20 protein-coding genes are annotated in these 20,132 nt (G+C 62.9%); 11 read left to right on the top strand and 9 right to left on the bottom strand.

Annotated features, from left to right (window positions below):
* Positions 1–2: 2 nt before the first annotated feature.
* Positions 3–974: an adenosylcobinamide-phosphate synthase CbiB gene (cbiB, locus tag C4E04_RS16920; RefSeq protein WP_109599264.1), complete on the bottom strand. Its 972-nt coding sequence runs from the start codon at positions 972–974 to the stop codon at positions 3–5.
* Between cbiB and cobD the strand changes: the two genes are divergently transcribed.
* Positions 973–1,983: a threonine-phosphate decarboxylase CobD gene (gene cobD / locus C4E04_RS16925; RefSeq protein WP_245416135.1), complete on the top strand. Its 1,011-nt coding sequence runs from the start codon at positions 973–975 to the stop codon at positions 1,981–1,983. The genes cbiB and cobD overlap by 2 nt on opposite strands.
* A gap of 185 nt (positions 1,984–2,168) precedes the next feature.
* Positions 2,169–3,332 carry a transglycosylase SLT domain-containing protein gene (locus C4E04_RS16930; RefSeq protein ID WP_109599267.1) on the top strand — a complete coding sequence of 388 codons (1,164 nt, stop codon included), beginning with the start codon at positions 2,169–2,171 and terminating at the stop codon, positions 3,330–3,332.
* Here C4E04_RS16930 and C4E04_RS16935 read toward each other — a convergent pair.
* The gene (locus C4E04_RS16935; protein WP_109599269.1) at positions 3,284–4,615 is read right to left on the bottom strand and encodes an MFS transporter; all 1,332 of its coding nucleotides are present in this window, start codon (positions 4,613–4,615) and stop codon (positions 3,284–3,286) included. The two genes, C4E04_RS16930 and C4E04_RS16935, sit on opposite strands and share 49 nt — an antisense overlap.
* A gap of 122 nt (positions 4,616–4,737) precedes the next feature.
* On the bottom strand, positions 4,738–4,983 hold the full coding sequence (locus C4E04_RS16940; protein ID WP_109599271.1) for a hypothetical protein: 246 nt from the start codon (positions 4,981–4,983) through the stop codon (positions 4,738–4,740).
* Positions 4,984–5,195: 212 nt separating this feature from the next.
* Between C4E04_RS16940 and ggt the strand changes: the two genes are divergently transcribed.
* The 4 genes from ggt to C4E04_RS20975 all read left to right on the top strand — a co-directional run bounded on the left by ggt (position 5,196) and on the right by C4E04_RS20975 (position 8,810).
* Positions 5,196–6,959: a gamma-glutamyltransferase gene (gene ggt, locus C4E04_RS16945; RefSeq protein WP_109599273.1), complete on the top strand. Its 1,764-nt coding sequence runs from the start codon at positions 5,196–5,198 to the stop codon at positions 6,957–6,959.
* A 120-nt stretch (positions 6,960–7,079) separates the two neighbouring features.
* Positions 7,080–8,270, top strand: coding sequence for an O-succinylhomoserine sulfhydrylase (gene metZ / locus C4E04_RS16950; protein WP_109599275.1), 1,191 nt, complete (start codon positions 7,080–7,082; stop codon positions 8,268–8,270).
* A 75-nt stretch (positions 8,271–8,345) separates the two neighbouring features.
* Positions 8,346–8,513: a hypothetical protein gene (locus tag C4E04_RS21125; RefSeq protein WP_174219288.1), complete on the top strand. Its 168-nt coding sequence runs from the start codon at positions 8,346–8,348 to the stop codon at positions 8,511–8,513.
* 123 nt (positions 8,514–8,636) lie between these two features.
* The gene (locus tag C4E04_RS20975) at positions 8,637–8,810 is read left to right on the top strand and encodes a hypothetical protein (protein WP_162559439.1); all 174 of its coding nucleotides are present in this window, start codon (positions 8,637–8,639) and stop codon (positions 8,808–8,810) included.
* Between the two features lie 237 nt (positions 8,811–9,047).
* On the opposite strand, the gene C4E04_RS16955 is transcribed toward C4E04_RS20975, so the two are convergent.
* Together C4E04_RS16955 and C4E04_RS20980 are read right to left on the bottom strand one after the other, a co-directional pair.
* Positions 9,048–9,428, bottom strand: coding sequence for a hypothetical protein (locus tag C4E04_RS16955; RefSeq protein WP_162559440.1), 381 nt, complete (start codon positions 9,426–9,428; stop codon positions 9,048–9,050).
* Between the two features lie 291 nt (positions 9,429–9,719).
* Positions 9,720–11,195, bottom strand: coding sequence for a replication protein (locus C4E04_RS20980; RefSeq protein WP_162559441.1), 1,476 nt, complete (start codon positions 11,193–11,195; stop codon positions 9,720–9,722).
* A 773-nt stretch (positions 11,196–11,968) separates the two neighbouring features.
* On the opposite strand from C4E04_RS20980, the gene C4E04_RS16965 reads away from it, so the two are divergent.
* The 4 genes from C4E04_RS16965 to C4E04_RS16980 all read left to right on the top strand — a co-directional run bounded on the left by C4E04_RS16965 (position 11,969) and on the right by C4E04_RS16980 (position 14,299).
* Complete coding sequence (locus tag C4E04_RS16965; RefSeq protein ID WP_109599281.1) at positions 11,969–12,490, top strand: hypothetical protein; 522 nt, start codon at positions 11,969–11,971, stop codon at positions 12,488–12,490.
* A gap of 178 nt (positions 12,491–12,668) precedes the next feature.
* Complete coding sequence (locus C4E04_RS16970; RefSeq protein ID WP_109599283.1) at positions 12,669–12,986, top strand: hypothetical protein; 318 nt, start codon at positions 12,669–12,671, stop codon at positions 12,984–12,986.
* A gap of 61 nt (positions 12,987–13,047) precedes the next feature.
* Positions 13,048–13,656, top strand: a complete 609-nt coding sequence (locus C4E04_RS16975; protein ID WP_109599285.1) for a hypothetical protein — start codon at positions 13,048–13,050, stop codon at positions 13,654–13,656.
* A 214-nt stretch (positions 13,657–13,870) separates the two neighbouring features.
* Complete coding sequence (locus tag C4E04_RS16980; RefSeq protein WP_109599287.1) at positions 13,871–14,299, top strand: hypothetical protein; 429 nt, start codon at positions 13,871–13,873, stop codon at positions 14,297–14,299.
* A gap of 21 nt (positions 14,300–14,320) precedes the next feature.
* On the opposite strand, the gene C4E04_RS16985 is transcribed toward C4E04_RS16980, so the two are convergent.
* Positions 14,321–14,692 carry a hypothetical protein gene (locus C4E04_RS16985; RefSeq protein WP_162559442.1) on the bottom strand — a complete coding sequence of 124 codons (372 nt, stop codon included), beginning with the start codon at positions 14,690–14,692 and terminating at the stop codon, positions 14,321–14,323.
* Positions 14,693–14,803: 111 nt separating this feature from the next.
* Positions 14,804–15,475, bottom strand: a complete 672-nt coding sequence (locus tag C4E04_RS16990; protein WP_109599291.1) for a recombinase family protein — start codon at positions 15,473–15,475, stop codon at positions 14,804–14,806.
* A gap of 217 nt (positions 15,476–15,692) precedes the next feature.
* On the opposite strand from C4E04_RS16990, the gene C4E04_RS16995 reads away from it, so the two are divergent.
* On the top strand, positions 15,693–16,082 hold the full coding sequence (locus C4E04_RS16995; RefSeq protein ID WP_109599293.1) for a hypothetical protein: 390 nt from the start codon (positions 15,693–15,695) through the stop codon (positions 16,080–16,082).
* 324 nt (positions 16,083–16,406) lie between these two features.
* Here the strand turns inward: C4E04_RS16995 and dgt are convergent, their stop codons facing one another.
* Together dgt and C4E04_RS17005 are read right to left on the bottom strand one after the other, a co-directional pair.
* Positions 16,407–17,876 (bottom strand): dGTP triphosphohydrolase, encoded by a 1,470-nt coding sequence (gene dgt / locus C4E04_RS17000; RefSeq protein WP_109599295.1) that lies wholly within the window; start codon positions 17,874–17,876, stop codon positions 16,407–16,409.
* Positions 17,877–18,315: 439 nt separating this feature from the next.
* On the bottom strand, positions 18,316–20,109 hold the full coding sequence (locus tag C4E04_RS17005) for a site-specific integrase (RefSeq protein ID WP_109599297.1): 1,794 nt from the start codon (positions 20,107–20,109) through the stop codon (positions 18,316–18,318).
* Positions 20,110–20,132: the final 23 nt, after the last annotated feature.

Here is a 20,132-nt window from a genome sequence, read left to right on the forward strand (position 1 = left end):
GGTCACACGGCCAGGATCGTCAGCAGGAGGGCCCACAGGCCTGCCTGCAGCAGGCAGGCGATCCGGTAGACACTCAGCGCCCGGCGGATGTCGCCGGGCGTCGCGGCAGGCGTGCCGTCTCCCATCCAATGGTCGGGGACGGTCACGCCGCCATAGGTCCGGGGTCCTGCGAGGCGCAGCGACAGGGCACCCGCCATGGCCGCCTCCGGCCAACCCGCATTGGGGGAGCGATGGCGGCGCGCATCCCGGAGCACCGCCCGGGCGGCTCCGGTCGCGCTGCATCCGGGAACGATGGCGGCCGCCAGGACCAGGAGGCCGGCGGAGAGCCGCGAGGCCGGAAGGTTGATCCCATCATCGAGCCGCGCCGCCGCCCAGCCATAGGCCTCGTGGCGCGGCGTCCGGTGACCGACCATGCTGTCCGCCGTGTTGACGGCCTTGTAGGCGGCGCCGCCCGCAAGCCCGGCCAGCGCCGTGTAGAAGGCGGGAGCGACCACCCCGTCCGAGAAGTTCTCGGCCAGGCTCTCGATGGCCGCCCGTGCCACGGCCGGCTCGTCGAGGGATTGCGGATCCCGCCCGACGATATGGGCGACCGCGGCCCGGCCCTCGGCAAGGCTCCGGTCGAGCCCTTCGGCCACGCGGGCGACATGGTCGTGCAGGCTGCGCTGGGCGATCAGGCTGCCTGCGAGAAGGCCGACCGGAAGGAAGGCCCATCCGCCGAGAGCGATGCGGAAAGCGGCCTCTATTCCGGCCGCGACAAGGGCCACGGCCCCGACGGTTGCGGCCAATGTCGCGACCCCGCGACTGCGCCGGACGGATGCGGAACGGGCCGGATCGTTGAGGCGCTGCTCCAGGGCGGCGATCATCCGGCCGATCCAGGTGACCGGATGCCTGATGCGCGCGAAGAGCCAGGCCGGATAGCCGAAGCAGGCATCGGCCGTGAGGGCCGTCAGAAGGACGGGGAGTCCAGAGAGCATGACGAAGATGGGATCCGGCGAGACGGCCATGGAGCATGGCGGCGACCTTCATGACGCAAAAGCGCGCTTTCCGGAAGCGCCAGAGCCCTGGCTCGACCTCTCGACAGGGATCAACCCGACCTCCTATCCGGCCGGCCCCCTCGATGGGGAAATCTTCCGGCGCCTGCCCTCGCCCGGGGAGGTGCGGATTGTCGAGCGGATCGCCGCACGGGCCTATGGGGTCGCGGACCCTGACCGGCTCGTGGCGGCGGCAGGATCCCAGGCGCTGATCGCCCTCCTGCCACGCCTGCGGGCCAAGGGCCGGGTCGCGATCGTCGGGCCGACCTTTGAGGAGCACGCCCACCAATGGGCCCGCCAAGGACACAAGGTCGTCTCCGTCCCGGATCCGGAGGCGGCCTTGGCTGCGCGGGCGGACGTCATTGTGGTGGTCAATCCCAACAACCCAGACGGGCGCATTGTCCCGGCGGAGCGGATGGCCGAGACCGCCGCCAGCCTCCGGGCCCGGGACGGCTGGCTCGTGGCGGACGAGGCCTTTGCGGATCTGGAAACCCGCATCTCGATTGCCAGCCTCGACCTGCCCAATGCCATCGTCTTGCGGTCGGTCGGCAAGGCCTATGGCCTCGCGGGCCTCCGCCTCGGCTTCGCGGTGGCATGGCCTGCCTTGGCCCGGGAGCTGCGGCAAGGCCTCGGCCCCTGGGCGGTCTCCGGCCCGGCCCTGGCGGTCGGCGCCCAGGCACTCGCGGATGAAGCGTGGCTTGCGGCACAAGGCGCGCTCCTCCGGGATGCGGCCGGACGCCTCGATACGCTCCTTGCCAAAGCAGGCTTTTGGGTGGAGGGCGGCACCAGCCTGTTTCGCCTTGCGCGGCACGAGGCGACGGCGCTCCGGTTCGAGCAACTTGCCCGGGCCGGAATCTGGGTCCGCGCCTTTTCCTGGGATTCAACTCTCCTTCGCTTTGGAATTCCGCAAGAAAAAGATTGGCCGCGCCTAGAGAAGGCTCTGATCTACTAAAGCATTACGGACTTCCTCTTTGTTCAAAGGGCGACCTGCCGCCGCAGGTGGAAATAAAATGGAACCGACAAGGCTAAGCTGACCTATTCTTGACATATCGGGAGGCCACGAAGCGCGTGTTCTAAGCAAATAAGGACCGCACACCGCCTTGCGGCGACGCGGCATTTCTTCGGGGGCTTCCCAGCATGACTGTCGATCTGACAGCGTCTCGCGACGCTTGCCAGCCATTCAGCCTTTGCAATCACGACGAGCCGGTTTTCTGGCTCAACCCACGTGGCCAGGAGCGGCCGGGCAATGGTCCGGGCCTGCTGCGCTCGCTTCTCCGCCTGACGTCGAGTCTTGGGCTCGGAGCCTGCCTGACCGTCGCGACGGCCTCGGCGGCCATTGCGCCGGCCGTGGCGGCCGGCAAGGACACCCTGTCGGCGCCCGAGCCGCAGATCGTGCTCCCGCCTCCGGCCCCGGTCGACCTGCCGGATGCCGAGGTTACGGGCACGATCCGCATCGCCATGCTGCCTCCTGCACGACCCGACCCGCTCGAAGACATCGTTCCGGTCCGGGCCGCCGATACCCGGGAGGCCCGCGCCGACATCATCACGTCGATGCCACTGACGACCGCTCCGGACGTCCGGCCCCAGGACGAGAAGGACCGGACCGCCGCACGGGAGCAGGAACACGTCACGTTCGACACCATGCGCGTGCCGCGGTGGATCGTGGATACGATCCTGCGGGCCTCCGAGGAGACCGGGGTCGACCCGGTCTACATGATGGCCCTGGCCGACAAGGAATCGAGCTTCCTGCCGGAGAACCGGGCTGCCACCTCCTCGGCCGAAGGCCTGTTCCAGTTCATCTCGAGCACCTGGTTCGAGGCCATCCGGTCCTTCGGCACGAAGTACGGCTTCGACGTCGAGGCCAAGGCGATCCAGTCGAACGGCGGCCAGCTGTCGGTGCCGGAAGGTCCCATGCGCGAGCACATCCTGGGCCTCCGCCGCAACCCTTACGTCTCGGCCCTGATGGCAGCCGAGATGATGAAGCGGGACAGGGCCAAGATCGAGGGCCGGCTGGGACGCAAGATCAAGCAGTCGGAATTCTACATGGCGCATTTCTTCGGCGTGGACAGCGCCAGCAAGTTCATCGCCCTTCTCGACGACAAGCCGAAGCAGAGCGCGACCCGCGTCTTCCCCGCGGCTGCCAAGGCCAACAAATCCCTGTTCTCCGCCAAGTCGGGCCGCAAGACCCGCCAGCTCTCGGTGGCCGAGGTCTACGGCAAGATCGACGAGATGATCGACAAGCGCCTCAGCCGCTACGAGGACGTGTCGACCACCGTGGCGGCGTCCGATCTGGACCTCTGATCCGCGGGCCCCTGCTCGGGCGCGTCTTCGTCAGCGGCGCGCTCCTCGGCCTCTGCCGCAGCCAGGTCCTCGCGCGGCGCAAGGACGGCCGTGGGGGAACTCGTCGGGGACACGTCGACGAAGCCGCCCCTCGGGCGTTCGCGCTTCTGCTGACGGATGCGGACCACGACGAAGATCGCCAGGATGGAGCACACGGCAGCTGAATAGATGAACAGGCCGCCAGGCCCGAGGGACGTCATTGCCATCGCGCCGAAAAGCGGCCCGACGGTCACGCCGACCGCCCAGGAGAACAGGAGCGTGCCGATGGTCGAGACGATATGCTCGGGCTCGACGATGTCGCACGCATGGGCGACGCAGACCGAATAGATGCACAGGGCAAAGCCGCCCCAGGCCGCAAAGGCCCAGAGGATCACGGGGCCTGCCGCGCTCATGCTGGCGAGCAGGATGACGATGGACACCACGCTCGTGCCGGCCGCAAGCCCTGCGATCACATAACGGCGGTCATAGCGGTCCGACAGCCAGCCGAGGGGCCATTGCAGCAGGAGGCTTCCGGCCTGGAGCGCAAAGAGAAGAGCCGCCGCCTCGCCCTGGTTCAGGCCGATACTCACGCCGAAGACCGGCGTGATGGCGATGACGGGGCCGTTGACGAGACCGACGATGAAGGCGCCGACCACTGCGGAGGGTGCCGCGACGAACAGGCTTCTCACGCGGATACGGACGCTGCGCGGCGCGGACGGCTCCTGGGTCGTCGTCGCCGCGATCGGAAGAAGCGACAGGGAAACCAAGGCGCTCGCCGCCATGAAGAGCCCGTCAGACCGGATATCCCCCAGCGCGATGCCCAGCGGCGACAGCATCAGCGCGATCTTGGTGCAGATCATGTAGAAGGCCAGGATGCGCCCGCGATGGCTCGAGGTCGCGCGGGCGCTGGTCCAGCTGTCCGTGGCCGTGAACACGCACGCGAAGGTGATGCCCGTCAGCCCGCGGAGAAGCGCCCAGGCGAGCGTGGTGTCGGCCTGGGTCATTGCCAGGATGACCACGGCCGCGATGGCCGCGAGGCTCGAGAAGGCCCGGATATAGCCCACGTGACGGATGAAGGCCGGAGCCAAAAAGCAGCCGGACGAGAAGCCGAGGCCGTAGGCCGCCGCGACGATGCCGATCGACGAGATCGACAGGCCCGCCGCCTCCATGCGCAGGGGCATGAGAGCCTGGAGCAGTCCGTTTCCGGTCTGCAGCAGCGTGGTTGCAGCCGTGATCGTCCAGATGAGGGAAAGGGGAGAGGTCACAATGGGAGGCAGTGAGGAAGGCGCCTTGGCGCGGGATACCGGCTAAGAGACTCCACCCCTTCCGAGAGATCAAGAGTCGTTCTTGCCGGCCGGCCGTGTTTTTCGAAAGGCCGGCCGCCCCGTCAGGAGGCCTGGTGCATCCCCCGCGCTCCCTTCGAGAAGGCAGCGAAGAGATAGAAGCCGTTGAAGCGGACGCCGGTCGCGGCCGCCTTCTCGTCAAAACCGAGCGGCCTCGGGCGCTGGCTGTCGACCTTTCCGGCGAATTCCCAGCCCGGTGCCGTCACGAATCGCGGCACGGAGCGCTCTTCCGGAACGGCGCAGGAGAGCCCCTCGGGGCCTGTACTCCGAAAAAGATTGTAAGCACTCATGCGGATCCTCCTCGACGGTTGCTCGACGCGAATCGCAACACTTACCGGCCGGCACTGTGCCGGCATACCTGGGCCGGAATGTGTCCTTGTTGCGCCCGGGCAGGGGCGCCCGGATGGGAGAAATCGGTGTGGCAGTGGCCCGCGTTTCCTTGTTAAGCTTCAGACTATTCCGGTCCCGGCCGGAGGAAAACACATCCGAGGGAGTAGGCCCCATGGCAATTCGGGCATCGCGCTGGTTGAACCTCGCCGGCTTCGGCCTCCTGTCGCTGGCTTCCGTGTCCCTGACATCCGCGTCTCTCGCGCAGCCGGTCGCGCCCTCCCCCGAGGCTCCGACCGGCCGGATCGCCAAAGGGGCCGGCGCGGCCACGAAGGACATGGTCGCAGCCGCCAATCCCCTCGCGGCGCAGGCCGGGCGGGAGATCCTGGCAGCCGGCGGCAGCGCCGTCGATGCGGCGGTGGCGGTTCAGCTCGTCCTCAACCTCGTCGAGCCGCAGAGCTCCGGGATCGGCGGCGGCGCCTTCATGGTGTTCTGGGACGGCAAGACCGTAACCACCCTCGACGGGCGCGAGACCGCTCCGGCAGCAGCCAAGCCTGAGCGGTTCCTCGGCGCCGACGGCAAGCCGATGAAATTCTACGAGGCCGTCGTCGGCGGGCGCTCGGTGGGCGTGCCGGGGACCGTGCGGCTCCTGGAGGAGGCGCATCGCCGCTGGGGCAAGCTGCCATGGCGACAGGTCATCGAGCCCGCGATCCGGCTGGCCGAGGACGGTTTTTCCATCTCCCCGCGCCTCAACGGCCTCCTCTCCCAGGAGAAGTATCTGGCCGCGAACCCGGTCGCCCGCGCCTATTTCTTCGAGGCGGATGGGACACCGAAGGCGGTCGGCACAGTTTTGAAGAACCCGGCCCTCGCCCGGACCCTGCGGGCCATCGCCGAAAAGGGCGCGGACGCCTTCTATACGGGCGAGATTGCCGAGGACATCGTCGCGACCGTGACCGGACATCCGACCAATCCGGGCGACATGACCCTCGACGACCTGAAGAACTACAAGGTCGTGGAGCGGGAGGCCGTGTGCGGTCCCTACCGGGTCTACAAGGTCTGCGGGATGGCACCGCCGAGCTCGGGCGGAATCGCGGTCCAGCAGATCCTCGGCATCCTCGAAACACGGGACATGGCCGCCCTGAAGCCGGGGCCCGAGGCGGCGCACTGGATTGCCGAAGCCGGGCGCCTCGCCTTCGCAGACCGGGCGCTCTACGTGGCCGACCCTGCTTTCGTGAACGTGCCCGTGAAGGGGCTCATCGACCCCGGATACCTCAAGAGCCGCGCCGCCCTGATCGATCCCGACAAATCCATGGGCAAGGCCAAGCCGGGCGACCCGCCGTTCCAGAAGACCTTCCTGTTCGCTCCCTCCGAGGGCATCGAGTTCGGCACGAGCCACATGTCCATCGTCGACCGGGACGGCCGGGCGGTGTCCATGACCACGACCATCGAGGACGGTTTCGGCGCGCGCCTGATGACGAAGAGCGGCTTCCTGCTCAACAACGAGCTGACCGACTTCTCCTTCGCGCCGGAGGAGGACGGCAAACCCGTCGCCAACCGGGTAGAGGCGGGCAAGCGGCCCCGCAGCTCCATGGCGCCGACCATCGTGCTCGACCAGGGCGACAAGCTCTACGCGGTCGTCGGCTCGCCTGGCGGGAGCCTGATCATCAATTACGTCGCCAAGACCCTGGTCGCTCTCCTCGACTGGAAGCTCGATCCCCAGGTCGCGGCCGACCTCCCCAATCTCGGCAGCCGCAACGGCCCGACGGAGCTCGAGGCCGGAACCGAGGCGGAGGGCTGGAAGGCTGGGCTCGAGGCCAAGGGCCACGAGGTCAAGCTGATCGACCAGAATTCCGGCATCCACGCCATCGTGGTCACGCCGACGGGCCTTGTCGGCGGGGCGGACAGCCGGCGCGAGGGCGTTGCCATCGGCAATAACTGACGGTCCCGCTCCGGATCGATCCGAGGCGGCGCGGGCGAATTGTCCCGCCCGCCTCTGGACCCTGGACAAATCCTTCAAAGGGGACGATTGTTCTTTTTAGAGAACAACACCGATCGTCCCATGACCCATTCACCTGTCACGCCCTACCACCTCGACACCCGCCTCGTGCACGAGGGCCAGACCCGCACGCCCTATGGGGAAACCTCGGAAGCCCTCTTCCTGACCCAGGGCTTCATCTATGAGAATGCCGAGACGGCGGAGCGGCGCTTCCTCAACGAGGAGCAGGGCTACAGCTACACGCGCTATACCAACCCGACCACCACCATGTTCGAGGAGCGGATGGCCGCGCTCGAAGGCGCCGAGGCCGCCCAGGCCACCGCGACCGGCATGGCGGCCGTGACGGTCGCCATGATGGGGCAGGTCCAGGCCGGTGATCACGTGGTGGCGGCCCGAGCCCTGTTCGGCTCCTGCCGGTGGATCGTCGAGGATCTCTTCCCCCGCTTCGGGGTCGGCAGCACCCTCGTGGACGGACCGGATCTCGACGCCTGGCGCCGGGCCGTCCGGCCCGAGACCAAGGCCTTCCTGCTCGAAACCCCGTCCAATCCGAGCCTGGAGATCATCGACATCGCCGGGGTCGCGGCCATCGCGCACCAGGCGGGCGCAACGCTGACCGTGGACAATGTCTTCGCGACGCCGCTCTTCCAGAAGCCCCTGGCGCTCGGGGCCGATTGCGTCGTCTATTCGGCCACCAAGCATATCGACGGGCAGGGCCGATGTCTCGGCGGCGTCATCCTCGGCTCGCGGGACTTCATCGAGACGAAGGTGCAGCAATTCCTGCGGATGACCGGCCCATCGATCTCGCCGTTCAATGCCTGGGTCCTGCTGAAGGGGCTTGAGACCCTGTCCCTGCGCGTGGAGCGCCAGACCGCGACGGCGGGCTTTCTCGCCGATACCCTTCACGACCACCCGAAGGTCCGGCGCCTGACCTATCCGGGCCGGCCGGATCACCCCCAGGCCGCGCTGATCGCCCGGCAGATGACCGGCGGTTCCACCATGATCGCCCTCGACGTGCAGAACGGCAAGGCCGGGGCTTTCCGCTTCATGAACGCCCTGAAGCTGATCCGCATCTCCAACAATCTGGGCGACGCCAAGAGCCTCGTGACCCACCCGGCCACCACGACCCATCAGCGCTTCTCGCCGGAGCTGCGCGGCGAGATGGGCATCACGGACGGGCTCGTGCGCCTCTCCGTGGGGCTGGAGCACCGGGACGACCTGCTCGCAGACCTCGCCCGGGCCCTCGACGAAGTCTAGCTCTTCAGCCGGCGTTCATCCTCTCGCCACAGTTTGGCCCAAACCTGACCGTTCCACCGAAACGGAGGAGACGTCATGAACGTACACGGACGCAGCTGGACCCTCGAAGATACCTGCACCCTCGTGTCCCTCGCCAAGGAAGGCATGCCCGTCTCGGTGATCAGCCTGAAGCTCAAACGCTCGCTGGCGGACGTCCTGGTCAAGCTGAACGATCTCGGCCTCGCGCCGCCCGTGGAAGCATAGAGGACGAGGCGCAACGCCCGTTACGCTCCGTTGCACATGGCCGCCCGGCGCGGCCGAAAAGCCGGAACCGGGCCCCTCCCCTCACGTTGGCCTCCCGATCCATCTCAGCAAGGAAGCTATCTCATGATGTGCGCATTCTGCCGGCAGGACGTGATTAATCCCTGCCACACCGTCCAGGAAATGCAGCAGCGGGCCGAGCATCATATCGACCGCTGCGAGCGTGCCTTTGCGCAACAGGGCGGCAGCCATCCGCAGAGCGCTTCCTCGACCGAGAGCGGAACGGGCCGCCGCCGCTAAAGCATCGGACCCAAAAGTGGATTTGCACTTTTGGGACCCATCCGATGCTTTCTCATTGGGTAAGGGCATGGTTGACGCGACCCGAATGGCCGCGTCAGCGAATAACCGGGTCCACTTTTCGCTGACGCGGCCCTCTGGGTCCGCACGATGCTCTAAGCAGCCGGACGGACCTCTTTCACGCCTGAAGCCGCGGCTCACACCGCGGCTTCAGCACTGTCATTCCGGTTTTTCGTCGCGCTACTGGGGCGACGGCGTGGCAGGAGGCGTGGATGGTCCAGAGGAGCCCGTCGACCGCGGCTGCGACTGTACGCGATCGAAGAGGCGCAGGGCCGAGTCGATGCAGGATTGCGTGGATTCGCGGTCGCCGCACACGATCCGCATCTGCGCATCGCCGTTGCGGACGAAGAACCGGGCATTGCGGCCCGAGCGGTTGTCCTCATCATCGTCGCGCATCGACCGGCGCATGTCGTCCTTGCCCCGGTCCCTGTCCCACCGGTCGTAGCCGCCGTCGTACCAGTGCCCGCGCGAATAGTCGTCGCGGTCGCGCGAGGTGGACTGGCTCATGGCCGATGTACCGATCAGAGCGAAACCGGCTGCGAGTATCAGGACCTTGCGCATGAGAATCTCCATGAAGGCGACGCGCAAAACGGACTTCGACGCGTCTTTGCTGGCGCTCGGTGAACCGGCAGCCGCCGCAGAGGTTCCAAGGAGAGGATGCATCGGGAGAGGATTACAGTTTCGCGCAGGAGCACGCAGAAACAAAAAAGGCCCCGCATGCCGCGAGGCCGATCCTGCAAAAGTCCTTGGCGCTCCCTAGGGGAGCGGTTGCCAATTTCCTGTTTTCCTCAAATATCAGACATTTAGCCAAGCCTGACAGCATCGTTGTGTAGCAGATTTGTGTGACGGCTGTCACGCTCCTTGAAATTGGGCTTGATTGTTTGTCTCCATCGTCTTCATGAGGTCGCCTAGCAGGGCGGCGGTATCGGTGTATTCCTGCTCGGTGAGTTCCCAGGCCGGGGTGACCGGGCTCGGCATGAGCGGCACGACGTTACGCCGCGCGTGGGGCTGGCGCAGCATCCGCTCGGTGCTGTCCTTGGTCAGCCGGGCCTCCTGGAGCATGGACGCGGCCCGCTTCTTGCCCGCCTCGATCTCGTCGCGCAGCCGGACCTGAGCCCGCTCCTCGGCGATCAGCAGGTTAGCCTCTTCCAGGGTCTTGCCCTGGCGCATCATCAGTTCGCGGCGGCGACGTTCCTCGCCGGAAAGCCCGTCGATGGCCTTGTCCACGGTGCGCCGGTTCCAGGCTTGGAAGAACCGATCCTTGAACGTCATCACGAAGCGGATCGACGGCAGGGACGGGGCCGGGTCGCGCTTCATCCAGGCGAAATGGGTGCCGACGATGTTGGACCAGTCGGTGACGATCCATTCGAGGAAGCCGTGCAGGCTCGCGGCGTCCTGGGTCCATCTGGCGGCCAGGGCCGATTTGACCATGCCCATCTCGGTCTTGGTCCAGGCCGGGCAGACGGCACCGGGGACCTCGTCGAAGGCGCAGCCCCAGGCGGCGGTCCAGGTGCGCTGGAGGGCTCCGGGATTTTTCAGGGTCCTCGACGCCGTCTCGCGGGCGCTGGCGGCCGTTTGCGGGTTCGCCGGGGCCAGGGGACCCTTTGCCACCCGCTGGGCGTCTCCGAACGAAAATTCGCCATGATCGGCGATCCCGGTCCGTGGGCGATCTTGGCCGGACGGTTGAGCGGTAGGTTCCGGCTCGGGCTTGGCGAGAAGGTTTCCGGTTGGGCGCGACCTGACCCGATAGGTGGCCTTCGGTTGTTCGGAAAGTTTGAGCGGATTATCCGACCCAGCGACGGCGGATGCCGGAGCTACTGTTCTTCTATCTGTTCCCCTAAAGTGTTCCTCTAAGAGGGGGGAGGGAAATCCCTCCCTCTGGGGGTTGGATTTCACTCCCTCGGAGGGTTGGTTTTCCGCTCCCCCTTGTAGACGCTTAGGTACGGCAAAGCTTGGTTTCCACCTCAGGTTCGGAGTGATGGTGAGGCCGTCCCGCTTGTTCGGCGCGATAGTGATTACTCCCAGCCGCTCCAAAGCCCGGAGTACCTCGGTGAGTTGCTTTTTCGTCTTGTTGAGCCCGGCCGGTGAAACAGAGGTGCCCTCGGACAGCGAACGGTAGGTGAACCGGTAGGTCTGGCGGCCCCAGCAAACCGTATGATCGATGATGTACGACAAGACCGCGTATTCACGGTCGGACAAGATGGCCCGCCACTCACGTGATAGGCGGCGCATCACGGTTAACTGGTGGACCGGGCTAGACAGGTCCTGGTTCGGCAGGTCCTTGGAGGCATCCAGACGCGGACGAGCAAATTCAACAATGTTGTTCACTAGCTTTCACCTTGACACTTCACCCTAGCAAGGCGGATAGTGACCCACTTGCCCGATTATGGCAAGTCTACCTTGACAAAACTCAATGTAGAGCCCGCCGAACCCTAGCACATTCGGCGGGCTTTTTCCATTTAGCATTGGATTGGCTCTTCGTTGATGACAAAGACACTGTACTTTGCTTAACGATTACATAAAATCTGAAAATCGCTGCTGTCGCTGAAGCCAACGCCCTGACCAGCAAAGTTAAGTCGCCGTTAGATGTTCGCGGGCCGCGCTCTGAGTTCGAGCGGCCCAGCGGCACGTATGGCGCTCTACCTGATCCGCCCTCACTACCAAGCCCTCCGTTTTGCGCCTCTCCGACCTCGCTCCAGGCCGGGGATCGCCTTCGCTCGCCTGGACCTCGAAAATTATTTCAGCACCTCCGCTATCCCTAAGTATTTGATATGTAACAATGTGAGACAAAGACAGTGTATGAGGCTAACTACGACAGTGTACGATGCTAAATTTACTTGTCTGGACACATGTTTAGAGTTGTGCGAAGCACTATTAACTTTTGGAGAACGACGAATGCACATGCGACAATCACAGACTATCTCGATGCGGGTTCAATACGCCTTCGTGCAGGCTCTCGACAAAGAAATTGATGCCAGAAAACTGGCAGGATGGCGGGGACATGCTTGCACGCGGTCCGCCGTGATCCAGGACATTGTTAGAGATGCTCTCGGAATTTTGAAACCGGGTGCAACAATTACATCAGGAAGAGGAACGAAACCATGATCCCCTACGGCGACCCCAGAAAGACCCCACAAGCAGCCGGAGACACGGAACGCGCCCAGGTTGCCCGGAGACGCGCGAAGGAAGCCAAGGGCATCTTCGGCGGCCCGGCTTCGGAGCGGGGCCTTGGTCTCAACTTCCGCGCCCCGGACAAGGCCCCGGCCTGGACCACGCCCGGCGGCACCACCACCATGAGCTTCTACGACACGGTTTCCCGGAGCGAGACCGCCCAGCAGGCCGAAGCCCATGACCGCCTCGCCCGGCTTCCCAAGTCCATCCAGCAGGCGGCCCAGGCCCAGGGCATCGCGGACCTCGCCTTGCTTGAGATCGCGGGAGCCATCCACCGCAAGAGTGAGATCATGGGTGGCGAGCGCGTCCAGGCTTTCGCCTCCGACCTCGCCAAGGCCACCGGCACCACGACCCAGCGGGCGGAGCAGTTGATAGACGAGGCGGTCCGGCGCGGCCTCATCGAACGCACGGCCCAGGTCCCCGGCGGCGGTTTCTTCCGGTCCCACCTCTGATCCCCACCGGATGCGGCGTCCCCGATCCTCCGCCGCATCTGTCGCCCCCGGTCCGATTTGACGGCGGAGCCGGGGGCACCCTTTCGAGACTGTGCCATGCCTTCGACGCACCTCATCGCCTGCACCGGCCTGGAGCCGGGTCAACAGCGCCTCGCCCTCTTATGTCCGGTGAACTGACATGAGCCCCCCCGACCATCTTGCCCGCGCCCAGGCAGTCCGATCCGACCTCGCCCCCGTGGCGGAAGCCCTGGAGCAATGCGGCGCGGCCGTCATCCTCGAAACCATCCCTGACCGCGCCCTTGCGGCCGTGCTCATGTCCGCCACCTTCACCGGCTCCCCTGCCCTGGCGCACAAGCTCGTCCGCCGGATCGGAGACGCGGCCTACGCCCAGGGCATCGATCTACGCGGCATCGTCTGTGACCATGACGACCTCCGGCCGGATCAACAGCGCATCGGCTTCATGTGCCTCTGCCCGACCGGAAAACTGGCGGCCTGATCCCATGTCCTCCCGGTGTTCCTGTTGCTCGCACCCCGAACGGCCCGCCCTCGATGCGGCGTTGCGCTCCGGCGTGGCCCTGCGCACCGTGGCCGAAGGGTTCGGCGTGTCGAAAACCGCCCTGATCCGGCACCGCGACAACCACATGGACACCCAGGTCCCTCGTGTGCGCCATCGGGAGCGCCCGGCGGCCCTATCTGCGCCCCTCAATGTGCATGAGAAGATGCGTAGAGCCCTCTGGATGCGGGAGCAGGGGTTCACCCGCTCCGAGATCGCCGAGGCCCTGACCATCACCGAGGGCTATGTCTCGGAGCTTTTTGCCCGCGCCCGTGATGAAGCCCTAGCGGCCGTCAAGGAAGCCACGGCGGAGCAGCTTGTCACCGATCTGCGCACCACTCACGCCCTCCAGATGGCGAAGCTCGCGGCCCTCTATGACCAAGCGGAGAAGGTCGGGGACCGGAAAACCATGGTGGCCGTCCTCCGGGAGCGCCGTCACCACAACGAAAGCCTACGGGAACTGTATCGGACCCTCGGAGCCTTCGACCGCTTCACACGCCACAGCCAATCCGAGCCCACGAACCCCCTGGCGAAAGCCGCCATCGACTGGATGAACGAGGTTGCAGACCTCTTCAACGGCACAGGCGATATGCTTGACGCTGTGGAGCCCTAAGCCTCATAGGCGGGGCCTATGGTCCGTTGCGTGGTCCGCTTCCCGGCCTTGGTCCGGTCCGCTCGAAATCCCAGGAAATCAGGCCATTTCCCTCGACAATTCCAGCGGCGTGGTCCGCTTCGCCCCGTGGTCCGGTCCGCTTGGTCCGGTTGGTCCGCTTCCCTGGTCCGCCTCCCATGGCTAAGGCTCGATCCGGCCAAAGGGGGGCCAATCCATGCACCGGACTATCTGCCTGTTCCTGGCCTTCGTGGTGGCCATCGCCTCGGCCCTGCCGTATGCGGGAGCCTTGCCGGTCCCTCCCCCTGATCTGCGGAGCCCCGTGACTTACGTGCTGGCAACCCTTTCTGGGAGCGCCGTAGGCATGTTTCGGGACCCCTTCGCATGGGTCTCCCTGGTCCTGATCGCGGCCATCAGCATCCGTCACCCCAGGCTAGGGCTCTTGGCCGCCGTCGCCGCTGCGATCTTAGGCGGGCTTATGGTCTGGTCCTGGCAGGATGAAATCGGCTTCCCCGTCTTCAGCCGTCTGGTTTCAGGGGCCCGAAAGGCTGCCCTCCTCTACCTGATCGCGGCTCCTATTGCGGGCATCATCGGGTTGTTTGTTCCCCGATCTGAACCGGAGCCTCCAGCTTCTCCGGCCACATAGGGACGCCTCGCGGCAGTCTGGTTAGCAACGTGCCAAGTGAACCACAGAGTAGAGATGCGCCCCCATCTCGACGATGGGCTCTGCCTTATACTTTGCTTTGAGCATGCCGAGCCGATGCAGTAGCAGAACCGCAAGCACGGAGTAGGATGCGGACACGTTGCCCACGAGGTGCTGGCTAGGAGGTTTGTTGCCGTAGGAGCCGATATTTGCCAGCCGCGCGGCTGTCGTAAGGTGCTCGCGTGTCCCGGTCTCCAGGAGATCGAGGAAGGTGGAGTGCCAAGCCATGGCCTGCACTATCTCTCGCGATGCGTCCCAGAGGGCATTCGCGATATTGTCTTGGGTATCCGTCGTTCCGTCGCTGAAATGACCAACGAGATTGGCGACGTTGTTCAAGTGCCAGTCTGCTATCTCATCAAATCTGGACTTACCCTCCAGCGACCTAAGCCAACTAAACAGCCCCATAATTCACCCCACAGTACTGGACCAAACGGGACAGTAAGGGGCTCATGCAGCCCGCTCCATTAGCCGTCCGACTGATTTCGCATGCCACTGACCACCACGCGGCGTCTGCACTCCCCGCGCATTGAGAGCATCGGCGATCCTCCGGAGAGACGTGACCCCGGCGGCCTCAATGCTGCGCACGATGGGGAGAACATTCGCGGCGAAGGCATCGGCTGCCTGTGCATTGGCGGCCGCTCCGAGCTTCTGGGCCTCGCCTAGGTTCTTCCTGTTGCCGAGCTTTGTCCCGGCCGCTTTCTTCGCCTGGAGGGCGGCCTTGGTCCGGGAGGCAATCAACGCCCGCTCTTTCTCGGCAAGGGCCGCATAGAGGTGGAGCACGAAAGGGTCCGTATCGGCCCCAAGCTCCGCCACCAGGAACGGCACCCGCTGCGCCATCAGGCCAGAGATGAAATGCACGTCACGGGACAGGCGGTCCAACTTCGCCACGATGACGGGGGCCTTAAGTTTCCGGGCCGTAGCGAGGGCCTTGGCAAGCTCCGGACGGCGATCCAGGGCATCGGAGCCCTTGCCAGTCTCAACTTCGGTGAAGATCGCGGCGACCTCGATGCCTTCGGCGGCTGTGAAGCGCTCGATGGCCTCACGCTGCGCATCCATGCCCAGGCCGCTCTTGCCCTGCTTCGCGGTGCTGACCCGGATGTAAGCGACGGCCTGTTTCATCGTGATCCCCTAGCCCGGAGCGCTCCCCAGCGCCTTCCGTGGCAACACAATATGAACGTTTAGAGTTGCCACGCAAGCGAAATTTTAAGGCATTTTCTGGGGCATACCCCCCAAATCTAGGTGGACGTACCCTTCATATTTAGGTAGAGATCGCGGGTGGGGCCAAGCTGATCGCCAAACCTAACTTGGCCCCTGCCAACCACGAAAGGATCGAGACATGCTCATTTCCGCAGCCGACGCCGCACTTCTTACCGCCTACAATCTCCACTTGAAAGGGTTGGAGATGGGCAAGCCGCTTAACCGCGCACGCGCTTCTGAAAAGTCCATCAAGCGCCTCGCCACTCGCCAACGCCTAGATGGTCGGTTCATGGAGGACTACATCACGGAGCTTCTAGCGCTGGGATGGGTAGCCTTCTGGAGTGGGGAAGTCTGGGGGTTCCAACGATGTAAGCCCGTCAACGGGTGGACGAATGTCAACTCGAAACGCGCAATCGATGCTGTGCGCACCGATGGGCTTAGTGTTGCCCTCGCAAGGGCGAGGAAGGCATTGGGCCTTTCAGACGACTTGGACTTTGATATCGATGACGAAAAAGAAAACGACGAATAACCATTAGATTACATGGGCAGCGGGTCCGTTTGACGGACCCGCTATTTTTGTATCGGGCATGTGCGTCATTGACATACGCCCTGCTCCAGCGGAGGGCATATACTTAGGAGCAGGAGCGACTTTGACCGTCTGTTGGCTGGATTGACCGAGGCCCCTACCGAACCCGTACAGGAGACCTCTGGGCCGAACCCTACTTCCCGTCCCTCTATCCCGGACCGCATTGACGTGGCGGCTATCCAGCGGCGGATTGGCCTCTCACAACCGGCCTTCGCCGCCTAGCGTTACGCTGCGCAATACTGAACCCCGATCGCGGAGCCCAAAGTGCTACAAAGGCTTGTGAACGGTTAAGCCCTGCGCCCCAAACAGGCGGCTATAAAATTCAATCGCGTATCTGTCAGTCATTCCCGCGATGAAGTCGCAAACCGTCCTATACCGCTCCACTTCAGTGCAACCGCGATAGATCGCCCGGTAGTCGTCAGGCAACAACCTACCCTCTCTATCGCCAATCAGAGCATTGAAGATGCGCGATACAATGTCACGCCCTCTATATTCAACAACCTGTAGCGCAGGAGCACGAATGATTGCTTGATATGTGATGTTCTTCAGAACCTCGACCATGATAAACGTAGAAACTTCCAGCCGAGCTTGATGCAACTGCGGATAGTCTGGATGTGCTACAACTTCAATGCCGTCTAGGAACGCACTAACAAGATCAGATGTGAAGTCAGTTCTATAATATCCGTTGTGCGCGAGCTTTCGAGACAATTCTTGCGCCTCTGCCGCGAAGAACATCTTCTTAGCTTCGGCTTCAATTTTACGGTTCTTCAGTAGAGCCTTCTGATCGTCACCAAATTCAAACACATCGTAGAAGATGTAAAGCAAGATTTCGCGCACGTCAGCGGTTGTCATCTTACTCACGCCGCTCGCTGTGCCGTAGTACTTTTCCAGGCGGCTGTTTATCGTCTCGACGGCGTTCTCGTATATTATCGGATCGAGAACAAAGAGATCGAGGGGGGTTAAAAACCCACTCTTGAAGACGTCCTCTAGATCGTATGTCGAGTATGCAATATCATCCGCGATGTCCATAATAGAACATTCGATGGTTTTGAAATTGCCCTGATACTTTTCATCTCCAAGGACGGCGGCTTTTACCCGCCGGACAAGATCGATGTCTTCACGATAATAACCTTTCATCGCCCCGTCCTTTTTCGGGCGATCGCCTTTCCTCTCAGGTATAGGGTCATCATATTTGAGTACAGATGCAAGCGATCTAAATGTTAAGTTTAATCCACATCTGAGATCGCGGCCATTCTCATCAAAAGGGACACGCTCGCCATTCGTTAGCGCAATGGTCTCTTTCTTCTCTAACCTCGATATAATCCTGAGAGTTTGCGCGTTGCCTTCGAAGCCGCCATGGCCTTGCATGCACTCATCAAGCGCCTCCTCGCCATTATGGCCGAATGGCGGGTGCCCAAGATCGTGAGCCAGCCCTGCAAACTCTACGATTTCGGGCTCAAGCTTGTGGGTGGCAAAAAGCGGTTCCGTAGCGTTCAGCTTGATCGCAATTGACTTTGCAATCTGCGCCACCTCTAGAGAGTGGCTAAGCCTATTCCGAAAAAAGTCGCTCTCGTTCCCGGGGAAAACCTGTGTCTTTCCCTGAAGCCGACGAAAGCTCGCAGAGTGAACCAACCGAGCGTAGTCCTTACGCCAAGGACTACGATAGCTTTCGGTAGAAGATTGCTCGCTTAATGGCGCGACGCGCTCCCGATCTCGATCGGAATAGAGGCTTACCATAATCTGATTACACTACTTACTAGCGAGATCGGGAGGTCGTTACTATTTCACTACAAGAGGCTTGCTCACTGTAACACGCACGACGCTTTTTCCTTTCGCGCGATGCTTCACAGTTTCCCACTTACCATTCTGAGTGTTTACCACAGCGTCTCGTAGGACCGTTAATTCCCGCCAGACAGATTTGCGGAGAGCGCGGCTATCGTCATCCGAACTGATCTGCTTGCCCATCCGCTTGGCTGCTGAGACAACTGCACTTTCAGGCATTTGAGAACTCCCCCTCGGTGGCACGGCCATGTTAGCTCCAACACTCGTTACTGAGAAGACGCAAACTTAGCAATAAGGCCTCCGCAGGCCGCGACAGCCCTTGCCCCAGGATAACCCTGGAACCCTCAAGTTTGTTTCTGTGAGTTCAGCCTTAAGCGAGGCGGTACCTAATTACCTATCCCCTGGGCTCCCTTGGGAGATGCGATAGGTCAACAGGAGCCACGACCTTGTTCAGTTCTGTGGCAAGACGAGCAACAGAGTGACCCGCCCCATATCTTCGTCCGACACTCGACCCAGCACCATGCCCTGTCAGAGCGTCATGAACATCCTCTGACAGCCCTGCATCCCGGCACATATCTTTGAACAGATGCCGGAACGAATGGAACACCTTTCTAGGGTCCTGAATGCCAACAGCCTTGCTCCTGAGATAACCATTAAACCACTGTGAGAAGGCAGCCGATCGCGCTCTTCCCTTTGCAGATTGCACCTCTGGCCAGAGATCGCGGTTTTCGTTGCTGCTGGCCACTCGAACACCCTCGATGTATTCCAAAAAGCCAAGGCGACGAAGCTCCGAATGGATAGGCAGCTTCCTGATGCTGGTCCTGGTTTTCACGGTGCGCCCACCGGACGTGGCAATATCGAGATAAGCTAGACCTGATCTATCGACATGGATGTCGCAAACGCGGAGTTGAGCTAACTCGGCGAGACGCGCTCCCGTGAACAAGGCTAGGAGGGGCAGCCAAAATTGCGCTTCGCCTTGGCCACCTCGGAACCGCTTGCCCGATCCATGCACAGGCCCATTGACAAAGATCATGCGCAGTTCGTCGGAACTAAACGGAAGACGGCCCTCTTCGGCGGTGCTGTCAGATGCGATCTTGACGCTTGGGAAGTAGTTGGGCCAACCGGCTGCCTCTTCGAGATCGCTTTCCTTTTTTGCTGCCTCGATGATGGCTGAGAGCAACTGAAACGACTTATTGATGGTGCCCGCAGTACGGGGCGGGTAGACGCTCAGGTCTTGTTTGAGCAGTTCCGGCACCGTCAACTTTGCAAGTTTTGTGGGCAGACGCGCTGGGATACGAACCAGGGCGTCACTGTATTCCTTCACCCGTCGCTTCGTCATTTCTCCGATATGGAGATCGCCATGAAGCTCGATGAATTGCCGGACCGCAGTCTCAGCTTCCTTTGCGGTTAATTCGCGCGGGCGCTTACTACCCCGCGCCCCTGAGCCACTACGCCAAGACGCCAGTGCCTCTGAGAGGCGTGGGCCGTGCTGATCCTGCGCGGTTGGTCGAGAACCAGGAGCAAATAAGGGGTCCTGAGGGATGAAGGGCTGTCCGTTCAGTTCGCACAGGGCCAGACGGCTCCCCTCAATGGCGGCCCGCCTCACCAACCGAGTGAACTCACGATATTGATCGCTCGTCCTATCGACATCCACGGTTGGCAGCACCCGCTGAATGACACCCGCTTTCTCGAACTTCTTCGGCCACCCAGCCTGCATCAAGATATGATCGGCTGCCCCTTGGACGCTTTCCGCCCACTGCTCTTTATCCCGATCCTGTAGACGGGAGAGGGCGTCGGTCCACTCATCAATAAGCTCGCCTCTATCGATCTCTTCAGTTGGCCGATCAACAGCAATTGGCTCAAATACGTCCTTGAAATATCCGACTGCCATCCGCTCAAGCTCGGTCTGAGAGACGCGTGAGAAGGCTTGTCTGGACAATTTGTCTTGAAGGCTCAGCTTGGCCTTTCCCGTCCGGCGCAACTCATCGAAATGCGCCTCTAGTTCGGCAAGCCGCAGATTTCGCTGCCGCCGGGCTTCATCCCGATTGCGCGTGCCAAGGCTTACAAAGACCTTATCGCCGCCATAGGCCGCGACAATGTCGGTTGGAACCCGCATGTTGAGATAATAGTTGCCGCCCTTTCCCCGCCGGTAAAGGTACGCGTCTTTCGGCATGAGTTCCCCGCTCATGTGTGACACCTTTGTGTGACAGG

The sequence above is a fragment of the Microvirga sp. 17 mud 1-3 genome (genome assembly GCF_003151255.1).
Taxonomy (GTDB): domain Bacteria; phylum Pseudomonadota; class Alphaproteobacteria; order Rhizobiales; family Beijerinckiaceae; genus Microvirga.

What these genes read in the sequence shown, in the direction of transcription:
- cbiB (WP_109599264.1), bottom strand. Translation starts at nt 974, where the DNA reads ATGCTCTCTGGACTCCCCGTCCTTCTGACGGCCCTCACGGCCGATGCC.
- C4E04_RS20975 (WP_162559439.1), top strand. Translation starts at nt 8,637, where the DNA reads ATGATGTGCGCATTCTGCCGGCAGGACGTGATTAATCCCTGCCACACC.
- dgt (WP_109599295.1), bottom strand. Translation starts at nt 17,876, where the DNA reads ATGGTAAGCCTCTATTCCGATCGAGATCGGGAGCGCGTCGCGCCATTA.
- C4E04_RS16990 (WP_109599291.1), bottom strand. Translation starts at nt 15,475, where the DNA reads ATGAAACAGGCCGTCGCTTACATCCGGGTCAGCACCGCGAAGCAGGGC.
- C4E04_RS16940 (WP_109599271.1), bottom strand. Translation starts at nt 4,983, where the DNA reads ATGAGTGCTTACAATCTTTTTCGGAGTACAGGCCCCGAGGGGCTCTCC.
- C4E04_RS17005 (WP_109599297.1), bottom strand. Translation starts at nt 20,109, where the DNA reads ATGAGCGGGGAACTCATGCCGAAAGACGCGTACCTTTACCGGCGGGGA.
- C4E04_RS16980 (WP_109599287.1), top strand. Translation starts at nt 13,871, where the DNA reads ATGCACCGGACTATCTGCCTGTTCCTGGCCTTCGTGGTGGCCATCGCC.
- cobD (WP_245416135.1), top strand. Translation starts at nt 973, where the DNA reads ATGACGAAGATGGGATCCGGCGAGACGGCCATGGAGCATGGCGGCGAC.
- C4E04_RS16995 (WP_109599293.1), top strand. Translation starts at nt 15,693, where the DNA reads ATGCTCATTTCCGCAGCCGACGCCGCACTTCTTACCGCCTACAATCTC.
- metZ (WP_109599275.1), top strand. Translation starts at nt 7,080, where the DNA reads ATGACCCATTCACCTGTCACGCCCTACCACCTCGACACCCGCCTCGTG.
- C4E04_RS16955 (WP_162559440.1), bottom strand. Translation starts at nt 9,428, where the DNA reads ATGCGCAAGGTCCTGATACTCGCAGCCGGTTTCGCTCTGATCGGTACA.
- C4E04_RS16970 (WP_109599283.1), top strand. Translation starts at nt 12,669, where the DNA reads ATGAGCCCCCCCGACCATCTTGCCCGCGCCCAGGCAGTCCGATCCGAC.
- C4E04_RS16930 (WP_109599267.1), top strand. Translation starts at nt 2,169, where the DNA reads ATGACTGTCGATCTGACAGCGTCTCGCGACGCTTGCCAGCCATTCAGC.
- C4E04_RS16965 (WP_109599281.1), top strand. Translation starts at nt 11,969, where the DNA reads ATGATCCCCTACGGCGACCCCAGAAAGACCCCACAAGCAGCCGGAGAC.
- ggt (WP_109599273.1), top strand. Translation starts at nt 5,196, where the DNA reads ATGGCAATTCGGGCATCGCGCTGGTTGAACCTCGCCGGCTTCGGCCTC.
- C4E04_RS21125 (WP_174219288.1), top strand. Translation starts at nt 8,346, where the DNA reads ATGAACGTACACGGACGCAGCTGGACCCTCGAAGATACCTGCACCCTC.